Origin of the sequence: Streptomyces luomodiensis (assembly GCF_031679605.1) — a bacterium.
Classification (GTDB): Bacteria; Actinomycetota; Actinomycetes; order Streptomycetales; family Streptomycetaceae; genus Streptomyces; species Streptomyces luomodiensis.
In genome coordinates this window covers 4,088,117-4,099,184 of record NZ_CP117522.1, presented here as the reverse complement: position 1 = coordinate 4,099,184, position 11,068 = coordinate 4,088,117, and the positions used below count along the sequence as shown (strand labels likewise).

5 protein-coding genes are annotated in these 11,068 nt (G+C 75.0%); 2 read left to right on the top strand and 3 right to left on the bottom strand.

Translation table 11 applies throughout. The features are described from left to right. Positions 1-76: 76 nt before the first annotated feature. A complete protein-coding gene (locus PS467_RS17220; RefSeq protein ID WP_311036040.1) occupies positions 77-2,086 on the top strand; it encodes a glycosyltransferase family 2 protein in 2,010 nt (669 codons plus the stop codon). 296 nt (positions 2,087-2,382) lie between these two features. Here the strand turns inward: PS467_RS17220 and PS467_RS17215 are convergent, their stop codons facing one another. Together PS467_RS17215 and PS467_RS17210 are read right to left on the bottom strand one after the other, a co-directional pair. Further along, positions 2,383-4,416, bottom strand: a complete 2,034-nt coding sequence (locus PS467_RS17215) for a glycosyltransferase (RefSeq protein ID WP_311036039.1) — start codon at positions 4,414-4,416, stop codon at positions 2,383-2,385. Positions 4,417-4,694: 278 nt separating this feature from the next. Beyond that, complete coding sequence (locus tag PS467_RS17210; RefSeq protein WP_311036038.1) at positions 4,695-6,797, bottom strand: hypothetical protein; 2,103 nt, start codon at positions 6,795-6,797, stop codon at positions 4,695-4,697. Between the two features lie 189 nt (positions 6,798-6,986). Here PS467_RS17210 and PS467_RS17205 point away from each other — a divergent pair, with 189 nt between their 5' ends. Continuing rightward, the gene (locus PS467_RS17205; protein ID WP_311039886.1) at positions 6,987-9,083 is read left to right on the top strand and encodes a hypothetical protein; all 2,097 of its coding nucleotides are present in this window, start codon (positions 6,987-6,989) and stop codon (positions 9,081-9,083) included. Positions 9,084-9,085: 2 nt separating this feature from the next. On the opposite strand, the gene PS467_RS17200 is transcribed toward PS467_RS17205, so the two are convergent. After that, positions 9,086-11,017 carry a stealth family protein gene (locus tag PS467_RS17200; protein ID WP_432280594.1) on the bottom strand — a complete coding sequence of 644 codons (1,932 nt, stop codon included), beginning with the start codon at positions 11,015-11,017 and terminating at the stop codon, positions 9,086-9,088. Between the last annotated feature and the right edge of the window lie 51 nt (positions 11,018-11,068).

Genomic DNA, 11,068 nt, shown 5'->3' with positions numbered 1-11,068 from the left:
CCCGGTCCGTCGAGCCCGATCGGTCGATCCCGGTCCGCCACGTCCGTGTCCGAGCCCGGAGTCAGGAGGCCGTCTCATGCCCGCTGTGTCCCGACCTCGTGTCAGCGTGATCATCCCCGCCTACAACGCCCTGCCGGAGCTGACCCGTGCCGTCACCTCCGCGATGGACCAGACCCTCGGCCAGGACCGGGTCGAGATCATCGCCGTGGACGACGGCTCGACCGACGGCACCGGCGAGCAGTTGGAGCGGCTCGCCCGCACCTGCCCCGCGCTCCGCGTCTTCCACCAGGAGAACTCCGGCTGCGCGGGCGTCCCCCGCAACACCGGGCTGGACCACGCCCGGGGCGACTTCGTCTTCTTCCTCGACTCCGACGACTATCTGGGACCGGACGCGCTGCGCCGCATGGTGGCCATGGCCGACGCCAACGGCACCGACGTCGTCCTCGGGCGAATAGCCTCCGTGGGAGGACGCGCCGTGCCCCGCGCCGTCTTCCAGCACAACCAGCCGCGCACCGACGTCTTCTCCTCCCACGCCTACCTCACGCTGGGCCCCTGGAAGCTGTTCCGGCGCTCCCTCATCGAGCGGCTGCACCTGCGCTTTCCGCCCTACCGCAACTGCGAGGACAAGCCGTTCACCGCGGCCGCCTACCTCAACGCCTCCGGGATATCCGTGGTCGCCGACTACGACTGCTACTACGTCCGCTACCGCGAGAACCGCTCCAACCTCACCCTCACCGCCGCCGACCTCGCCCACCGCATGGACGGCACCCGGCTGTGCTTCGAGACCGTGGCACGCTATCTGGAGCCGGGCCCGCGCCGGGACCAGATCATGCGCCGCCATGTGGAGTGGGAGCTGTGCGGACCGCTGCGCGCCCTGCTGCCCCGCGAGAGCGAAGAGGACGCGCGGGAGCGGTTCTTCCCGCAGTTCCGGCACTGGGCGAGGACCTGGGTGACCGACGCCCTCTTCCAGCGGCTCGACGCCCCCGACCGGCTGCTGATCCATCTGCTGCGCGCCGACCGCTTCGACGAGGTGCTGACCGTGGCCCGGAACGCCAGACGCGACGAGCGGCGCGGCCATCTCGTCGACAAGGGCCGCGTCTACTGGCTGCACCCGTTCTTCCGGGACCACGCCGCCGCCGTCCCGGACATGTGCTTCGACGTGACCGACCGGCTGCCGGTCCACCACCATCTGGAGGCGGCCGGATGGCACGGCGGGGTGCTGCGGCTGGCCGGCCACGCCTATATCGAGGACGTCGACGCCCTCGACCCGGCCACCGAGATCGTGCTGCGCAAGTACCGGGCCGACCGTCCCGAGGTCCGGCTGCCCACCACACCGTGCCTCTCGGCCCATCCGCTGCCCGGGGAGGGGCGGCGCTACGAGATGGCGGGCTTCACCGCCGAGATCGACCCGGCCACCGCCGACGGCGGGGCCCCGCTCGAACGGGGGCTGTGGAACATCTACCTGGACGTCCGCGCCCAGGGCGTCAGCCGTACCGTGCGGTTCGGCAACCGCCGCGAGGGCGGCGAGGCCACCCATCCGTCCCGGCGCCGCGTCAGCACGCCCCAGGGGCCCGTGGCGGTGGTGCCGTACTTCACCCCGTACGGCAATCTCTCGCTCGACGTCGGCGAGGTCGCCCACCCGCTCGACCCGCCCTGCCAGGTGCTCCGGGCCCTGTGGCGCACCAGGAGCACCCTGCTGGTCGGCGGACGGCTGACGGAGGAGGCCGCGCGGGAGGGCGGCACGCTGCGGCTGCGCGCCGAGGGCGGGACGGGCACGGTGCACGAGGTGCCGGCGCACTGTGAACCGGGCGGCTCCGCCGCCGTCTTCACCGCCCGGCTGCCGGTCGGCAGGCTGGGCACCGGCTGCTGGACGCTGACGCTGATCATGGACGGCCCCGGGGAGGAGGGGCCGTGCCGCACCGCGGTCGTGCCGCACTTCGACCGGCTGGCCGCGACCCGCTGGCTCCGCTTCGGCTGCCGTCCCTACTACGCCAAACCGGTGGCCCTGGGCCCGGCTCGGGCCCTGGCCCTGGAGGTGGCCCCGATCAAGGTCGTCACGGGGGTGCGGCGGCGGCTGCGGCGGTGAGTCCTGGGAGCAGCGGCTGCGATGGCGCCGGCCGGTGGCCGCACCGGTGGTGACCGCCGGCCGCCGCGTACCGGTGGTGACCGCCGGCTGCCGCGTACCGGTGGTGACCGCCGGCTGCCGCGTACCGGTGGTGACCGCCGGCTGCCGCGTACCGGCGGTGACCGCCGGCCGCCGCGGTGACTCGCGGTTGGCTGTCCGGTGCGGCGCCCGCTGGTCAGCCCGGCGCGCCGGTGGGCGGCCGGTTCACCGTCAGCCGGTCGCGTACGGTACACCGGCGCGGCCGGGTGCGTACGGGCTCACCAGCTGCGCAGCCGGTTGCGTACGGCGGCGAGCAGCCGGACCGGGGCCACCCGCAGCTCCAGGGTCACCTCGCCGCGCCCCGTGAGGGGTTTGGCGTAGTACGGGCGGCCCCGGCGCACCCAGCGGGCGCCGGGCAGCCGGGCGGGCGGCGGTACGGGCGCGGCGGGCGCGGCGCGCCCCGGGCCGGGGTCGTCGGGCGCGATGACGGCCAGCGTCACCGTCCACCGGCCGCGGCTGAGATCCCGCACCGGCAGCCGGGCGGTGAAGGCGCCCGCCGGGTGCCCCGCGGCGAACCGCACCGGCTGGTCGTGGACCCGGCCGTCGGTGTGCTCGGCGCGCAGCCGCAGCAGCCGGCCGCGCGCCGGGGTGCCGGGCGGCAGCAGCCGTCCGGCGACGACCAGGGTGCCCTTGTCCGACGGATGCCACACGGCCTCGGTCACCTCGCAGGGCGCGCCGCGCGGGGCCGGGCCGATGTCGAGGGAGAGATTGCGGTACGGGCTGGTGAAGTAGGGCGTGACCCGGGCGCGCAGACCGGGCCCGGCGGCCACCACCCGGCGTGCGGTGCCGATGTCGAGGCCGTCGTCATGGCGGTTGCCGAACCGTACGGTGCGGCTGATGCCCTGGGCGCGGACGTCGAGGAAGACGTCCCAGACGCCGGGGCGCAGCGGTGCGCCGCCGTCGGCGGTGGCGATGTCGATGTCCGCCTCGAACTCGGACGGGTCGTGCTCCGCCGTGGCCACCACCGGGATGCGCAACTCGTCCCGTGCCTCGCGGCGGCGCAGCACCAGCTCGGCGCGGTCCTCCTCGGGGTCGGCCGGCAGCCCCTCGATGGCCGCCCGGCCGCGTACCCGCAGGGTGCTGCCGCCGTGCCAGCCGGCGCCCGCGAGGTGGTGGCGGACCGGCAGCCGGTCGGTCACGTCGAAGCAGGCGTCGGGGACGTCGGCGTCGGGGTCGCGGAAGAAGGGGTGCAGCCAGTAGACGCTGCCCTTCTCGACGAGATGACCGCGGCGGGCGTCCCGCTCGGCGTCGCGCACGACGGACAGCAGATCGTCGAAGCGGCCGGTGCGCAGCAGATGGACCATCAGCCGCTCGGATGCGGGGAGGGTGGCGAAGAGCGCGTCGGAGCAGTGGGCCCGCGCCCACCGGCGCAGCTCGGGGAAGAACCGCTCCCGGGCCTCGGTCTCGTCCTCGCGCGGCAGCGCGCGCAGGGCCGGGCACAGCTCCCGCCGGATGTGGTGGCGCATCACCGCGTCCCGGCGGGGGCCGGGCCGGGTGTGGCGGGCGGCGGTCTCGAACAGTGGCCGCATGGCGTCGACACGGTCGGCCACACCGAGGGCGGTGCGGCCGGGACCGGGGGACCGGCCCAGGTGGTAGCAGTCGTAGTCGGCGACGACGGAGATCCCCGAGGCGTTGAGGTAGGAGGCCGCGGTGAAGGGCTTGCCCTCGCCGTGGCGGAGGTGGGCGGGGAAGCGCAGCCGGAGCCGTTCGACCAGGGCGCGGCGGAAGAGCTTGCAGGGCTCCAGCGTGGCGTAGGCGTGGGAGCTGTGGACATCGGTGCGCAGCTGGTTGTGGCGGAACACCGCCTTGGGCACGCCGCGCCCGTCCGGCGAGACCATCTTCCCCAGGACCACGTCGGTACCGTTCTGGTCGGCCATCGCGACCATGCGGCGCAGCGCGTCGGGCGCCAGATGGGCGTCGGCGTCGAGGAAGAAGACGAAGTCGCCGCGGGCGAGGCCCAGCCCGGTGTTGCGGAGGCCGCCGAGGCCGCCGGGGCTGCCGGGTCCGCCGGGGACGCGGGGGCTCTCCTGGTGGACGACGCGGAGCGAGGGGCAGCCGGCGGCGAGCCGGTCCAGCTCCGCCGCGGTGCCGTCGGCCGATCCGCCGTCGACGGCGACGATGTCGAGGCGGCTGAGCCCGATGGTCTGCTCCATGACGGAGGTGACGGCCCGGGTGATCCCGGGCATGGCGTCACGGGCGGGGACGATCACGCTGACACGGGGAGGCGGGCCGGGGCGGGAGTTGCGCGGCATGCTGGCTCCGGAGGGGATGCGGGGGGGCTCAGGAGGCGTCGGGAGGGGGCTCCTGGGGGGCGGGGCCGGGGTGGGAGCTCATGGTGCGGGCCTGGGGTGAGGTCCGGGTGTGGGATGCGCTGCTACCGGGTGACGGATGTGGGGATGTGCTGCTGCTGGGTGAGCGGTGCGGGGATGTGCTGCTTGCTGCTGGGTGACGGGTGCGGGATGTGCGGCTACCGGGTGATGACGAGTGTGGGAATGCGCTGCTACCGGGGGACAGATGCGGGGATGCGCTGCTACCGGGTGACGGACCAGTGTCCGGCGCCGGGCGGCGGGGCCGGGTGGAGGTCGCGCAGCCGGACGATCGTCTCGCCCTTCTCGGCGAGCGCGTCGACCGCGTCGGTGAAGCGCTGGGTGGACGGTGGGGTGGCGGGGCCGAGCAGAAACTCCTTCACCTCGTGGCGGGCGGTGCGCAGCTCGTCGAGGGAGGGGTCGAAGAGCGGGCGCAGGACGTCGTCCATACCGGATGCCCCGGGACCGAGCAGATAGGCCGCCCTCGCCAGCGGGTTCTGCCGCCGGAACTCCTCCTCGGTGAGCCCCACCGGGGTGGTGAGCGCGTACGGCTTGAGGGTGGCGAGGAAGTCGCCGACCACGCCGCAGAGGTCGCCGATCAGCAGATCGGCCTGGTCGAAGCAGGAGTGGAGGGTGGGGGCGTCCCCCTCGATCACCTGGTGCAGCCAGGGCGGTGAGGCCGCCCAGTGGGCCTGGTGCCACTGCCGGCGCAGCGCCTCGGCCTCGGTCAGCAGGGCCGCGTCGGGTGCGGCGTGGTCCCGGGTGAGCATGGCCTCGTCGGCGTCCGCCCGGCGCAGCCGGGCGTCCAGCGCGGCGATGCGTTTGGCCAGTTCGGCGCGGCGGCGGGCGGCCTCGGTGCGCAGCGCCTCGGCGTCCTCGGCGTTCTCGGAGTCCTCGCCGACGTTGCCGTTCTCACCGACGTTGCCGGCCTCACCGACGGTGCCGACGTCGCCGATCAGGTCCGCGGCGCGCCGCTCGTTCGCGGCGTGGATCAGGGCGACGATACGGCGGTGGGCGGCGCGGGCCTCGGGGGAGCGGCGGCCGGTGGGGGGATGCGGCCGGTAGACCACCCGGACCGGGCGTTCGCTGTCCAGCAGCGCCCGTACGATCGGCTCACCCGGCGCGCCGGGCTCGTCCCCGGCGGGCGCGTACAGCACGGTGGGGATCTTCGGCGCGGGGGCGTGGCCGCCGGTCCCGGCGACGCGCAGACCGTCCAGCTGGGGGCGGCCGATCTCCACGATGTCGGCGTCCTCGACGCCGACCGCCGCCTGGACATGGCGCCGGCGTCCCGCCTCGCCCGCGACCCACACCTGGTCGTAGACCTTGCTGTACGGATCGACGGCCGCGGCCCGGTCGTCGTCGCCGGGAGCCAGGAAGACGTGCTGCATGGTGGGGACACGCAGCAGGTGGATGTTCCAGCCGGTGTTGGCGGGGTAGAGCGCGACCCGCACTCCGCTCAGGTCCAGCTGCGCCAGATGCGCGGCGCTCGGCACGCACAGCACCGGCAGCGGGGTGGGCTCCAGCGCCGCCAGCAGCTCCCGTTCGCGCAGGATGACCAGGGACGGGGTGGGCAGCGCAGCCACCGCCCCCAGCCACCGGGTGACCTGGTGGGCGCGGTCGCGCGGGCCGGAGAAGTACAGCACCGTGCGGGGGCGGCGACGGACCAGCCAGGCGTTGACCTCGGCCAGCACCTGTGCGGTGCCGGGCAGCCGGCGGACGGTCCGGACGAGGTACGGAACCAGCGCCACCACCGTGATCAGGCAGGAGCCGGCGGCGAGGGCGAGCGCCGCCACCACCCAGCGGGCGTCGCCGGTGGCCAGCGACGCGGTCAGCCCGAGCAGGGCGGACAGCTCGTAGACCAGCATCCGCTGACCGGGCCATTCGGTGAGTCTGCGCGGCGGCCGGTCGCTGATGTCCAGTCGGCGCAGGTCGATGTTGCGGGCCGCGACCGCGAGGCGGCGGCGCCGCCGGATCAGCGTGGTGAGCGCGGCGTGCAGGGCCTGGCCGGCCAGCAGGCACAGCACCAGCGTCATGGCCGCGGCCAGTCCGACGGGGCCGGTGACATGGAGTCGGCCGAGCAGCAGGAGCAGCAGGACGCAGCGGAACTCGAAGCGTGAGGTGGCGCCCATGTGCAGCCGCCCCAGACGGCTCATCAGCCCCGGCTCGGTGCGGTGCAGCAGCAGCTCACAGCCGCAGCCGGCCAGCCCGGCGGCGACGAAGAGCCCTCCGGCGTCGGTGAGCGCCGCCACCGCCATGGTCACCAGACACCCGGTCAGCGCGGCGAAGGCCACGAGACCGCGGGGACTTTCGATACCGAGGCGGTTCATGGCGCGTGCCCTTCGCGGCGGATGAGTCGTCCTGACTGCACACTGTAGGCGAATAGTCGTATTTATGCCTTTTGTTGTTTCTGCTCCCGGCTGCTCTTGGCCGGGACCGGTGAGGTGAGCGTGAACGGGCGCAAGCGTGCGATTCCCGTGCCGACGGCGGTCTCCGTGCCGACGGCGGTCGTGGTACCGATGGCCGTCATGCTCTGGCTGGGGCTGTGGGGCCTGGACCGGGGCACGATGTGGCGTGACGAGTCCGCGACGTACCAGATGGCGCGGCGGACCCTCCCTCAGATCCGCGACACGCTCAGCACCGTGGACGCCGTCCACGGGCTCTACTACCTGCTGATGCACCCGGTGCTGGCGGCCTGGCCCACCGAGGTGACCATGCGTCTGCCGTCGGTGCTGGCCGCCGTGGCCGCCACCGGCCTCGTCGCCGCCCTGGGCTGCCGCCTCGCCCGGCCCCGGGTGGGCCTGTGGGCCGGACTGCTCTACGCGGCCACGCCCGTGGTCACCCACTACGCCCAGGAGGGCCGCTCCTACGCGCTGGTCGCGGCGGGCGCGGCCTGGGCGACGTATCTGCTGATGGGCGCGGCCGGGCTCGCCCCGCGGCCCGCGCCGCCGGGCCGGGCCGCGCCGCTGGGCCGGGCCGCGCCGGGTCCGGCGCCCACACCAGGCCCCGAGGCGGCGTCCGGCCCGGCCGGGCCCGTGGGCAGGACGGCACCGCCTGCGGCGTCCGCACCCGGTTCCGGGGTGGCGTCCGGCCCGGCCGGGGCCACGGGCGGGACGCCACCGGGCACACCGAGCCGTTCGGCAGTACCGGCCTGCGGCGACGTGTCACCTGCTCCCGCCGAGGTGCCACCGGCCTGCGGCGACGTGCCACCGGCCTGCGGCGACGTGTCACCGGCCTGCGGCGACGTGTCACCGGCCTGCGGCGACGTGTCACCGGCCTGCGGCGACGTGCCATCGGCCTGCGGTGATGTGTCACCGGTTCGCGGTGATGTGCCACCTGCTCCCGCCGACGTGTCACCGGCCTGCGGCGACGTGCCATCGGCCCCCACTGACCTGCCATCGGCCTGCGGCGACGTGCCACCTGCTTCCGCCGATGTGCCACCTGCCTCCATCGACGTGTCACCGGTCCGCGGCGACGTGCCTCGCCTGGCGCGGGCCGCGCCGGCGCTGGCGCCGGGTCCGGCCTCCGGACCGGGTCCGGTCGCCGGACCAGGTGGGTCCGCTACGAGGGCCCGCGCGGCGGGGTGGCGGTGGGCGGCGTACGGGGGTGTGGTGGCCGTGACCGCGCTGCTGCACGTCTTCGCGGTGCTCCTGCTCACCGCGCACGCCCTGACGCTGCTTCTCTCGCGCGCCCCGCGCCGCGTGTGGTGGGGCTGGGGCACCGCGGCGGCCGGGGCGGTGGTGGCGGTGGTGCCGCTGGCGGTGCTGGCCCGGCGGCAGAGCGCGCAACTCGCCTGGATGCGCCCTCCGACGCTGGGCCGCCTGTGGGCGATGGCCGAGGAGTTCGCGGGACCCAGCGCGCTCGTCCTGGCCGGCAACCTCCTGCTGATCGCCGTCGCCCTGGTCCGCCCCCGGCGGGGGTCGCTGACCGCCGTGGCCCTTCCCCTCGTCTGCGTTCCGCCCGTTCTGCTCTTCGCGCTCGCCCTCTACCGCCCCTGCTTCCACGAGCGCTATCTGCTCTTCGCTCTCGCGGGCGTCCCCCTGCTGGCCGCGGCGGGGGCGGACCGGCTGGCGGGGGCGGTGGCGGACCGGCCGCGCGTTTCCCGGGCGGCCACCGGGCTGGCCGTGACCAAGGTAGCCAGGGCCGGGGTCACCGGGGCCGGGGTCGCCGCGGCCGGGGTCCTCGCGGTCGGCGGCGCCTTCGTCTGGCAGCTCCCGCTGCACCAGTGGGAACGGCAGCCGTTCAGCCGCCAGGACGACCTGGCGGCACTGGCCGCCACGCTGGGCCGGCTCACCCGGCCGGGCGACCCCGTGCTGTACGACCCGCCCAAGGAGCGGCGGATCGCGATCGCCTATCCGCGCCCCCTCGCCGGTCTGCGGGACATCGCGCTCAAGACCCCCGGTCCCGCCTCCGGAACGCTCTACGGGATCGACGTCGGCCCCGCCGAGCTGCTGCGGCGGCTGGACGGGACGCGATCGGCATGGCTGATCGCAGCCGATGAGCCCGAGGCACACCCGGCGAAGGCGGCCACGCTGACCGGCCCCTTCCGGCTGGCCTACTCGCTGTGCCTGCCCGGCGTCCGGCTGGAGCACTACGTACGGGTGGGGCCCGCGTAGCACTACGTACGGGCGGCGCCCGCGCCCGCCGATACGCCCCGTCCGCCCGCCCGGAGGCCGTACCGGGTCTCCTGCCGGGTGACGGCCCGCTCCAACGGGCTGGGGAGGGGGAAGTAGGCGTCGAGGAAGGCGCGGACCAGGGCCGGCTGGTCCTCGAGGTCGTGTTCGGAGGAGACCGTGTCGTTGAGGCAGAACGCCTGGCAGTGGCGGGTCCGCAGCAGTCCGGCCAGCCGGGCGCGGACGGTCGGCTGGGCCAGGTCGACGTAGTCGTGGCGCAGCTGGGCGGGGACCGCGCGTCCGGTCAGGAAGGCGTAATAGTGGTGGAGCGAGGACGGTACGGAGATGTCCGAGGCCGACCGCACCCGGCTGGCCGTGGTGGCGCGGACCGCCTCCGGGAACTCCCGCTCGATCTCGGCGAGGACGCTGGTGCGCAGGGCGTGCGGGGTGTGCTTCATCTTCTGGGTGACGGCCGTGCCGAACCGCTCCTCCAGCAGGGCCCGGTTGTTCTTGCCCGCCGCCGATCCGGGGACGTCGCCGGGGCCCACGGGGGTCAGCGGGATCAGCGCGCGGGAGGGGAAGAACTTCGAGACGCCGTTGGCGAGGAAGAAGTCCTGCGGGGTGACCGGTGAGCCGAGGAAGACGTCGTCGTTGAAGTAGAGGAAGTGTTCGGCGAGTCCGTCGATGTGGTGCAGCCGGGTCTCGATGGCATGGGAGTTGAAGGTGGGCAGCACACCGGGGTCGTCGAAGATGTCGTGGTGGTCGACGACGGTGACCCCCGGGTGCGAGGTGGCGAGCCAGTCGGGTACCTGACGGTCGGTCACCAGATAGATGTGGCGCACCCAGGGGGCGTACAGGTACAGCGAGCGCAGCGAGTAGCGCAGCTCGTCGCGGTTGGCGTAGCGGGCGGCGTTGGCGGCCTCCGCGTGATAGCCCCCGTCCGCGAGGGCGGCCCGTCGCCGCTGCCACTGCGGGTCCGAGCCGTCGACCCAGGTGTAGACGACGTCGATGGGGAAGCGAACCTCGTCCGGCAGCCGGGTGAGGAACTCCGGGCGGGTGCGCACCAGCGGCCCCGGCTGCCAGCCGATGGCCGGGGCGAGCCGGGTGAACAGCTGGCCGCAGGCGCGGACCGGCTCGCCCACCAGCGGCACCGACGCGGTGGCGCGGTTGCAGCGCGGCGCGGTCAGCACCCGCTCCTCGCCCTGCCCGCCGGGCTCCCAGAACTCGACGTCGCAGCCGTGCGCCGGGCCGAGGACCAGCCGTCCGCCGGGGTCGGCGTGGAAACGGGTGAAACGGACCACGGGGGCGGCGGCCAGCCGCCGCCAGGCCCGTCGCGTACCGCCGAACCGGGGCGGGGCCGCCGCCGGGCCGGGCCGCGGGGGCAGTGAGACATAGCCGGCCTCCTCGGCACACAGCGCGGTCAGCGCCTCGACCACCTCCGCCCGCTGATCGGCCCGGACGCCCACGGCCGAGCCGGCATCGTCGTAGCAGCGGACCACGAAGTGGTCCAGGCACGCCCGGTCCAGGGCCGCGCACACCAGCCGCAGATTCTCGGCGCGCCCGAACAGCGGGGTGGGGCAGGGGACCAGGGTCGCCACATGGGCGACACCTCGCCGGCCGGCCGTCACCGACCGGTCGGCGACCACCATCCGTCCGGCCCCCGCCAGCAGCCCCGCCCGGCGCATCCGCCACCGCACCCGGCGCAGCCACAGCGCACCGGAGACGGCCGACAGCCCACCGAGGCCCCGCAGGGCCGCCCGGCGCAGCCCGGGACCGGTCACGGCGACAACCGCGCGACGCAACGGCAGCGGCACCGTACGCCGGTACCCGCGCACCAACGGCGGCGGCTCGGCGAGCCAGGGACGGGGAGCGGCGGGCGGTGCGGTGAGGGGCATCGTGAACCGGGGCACGGCGCATCCCATCGGTCGACGCGGCACGGATGGTTTCTCACACGATCATCCGAATGCCCACCGGATGGCGCGGCAGCG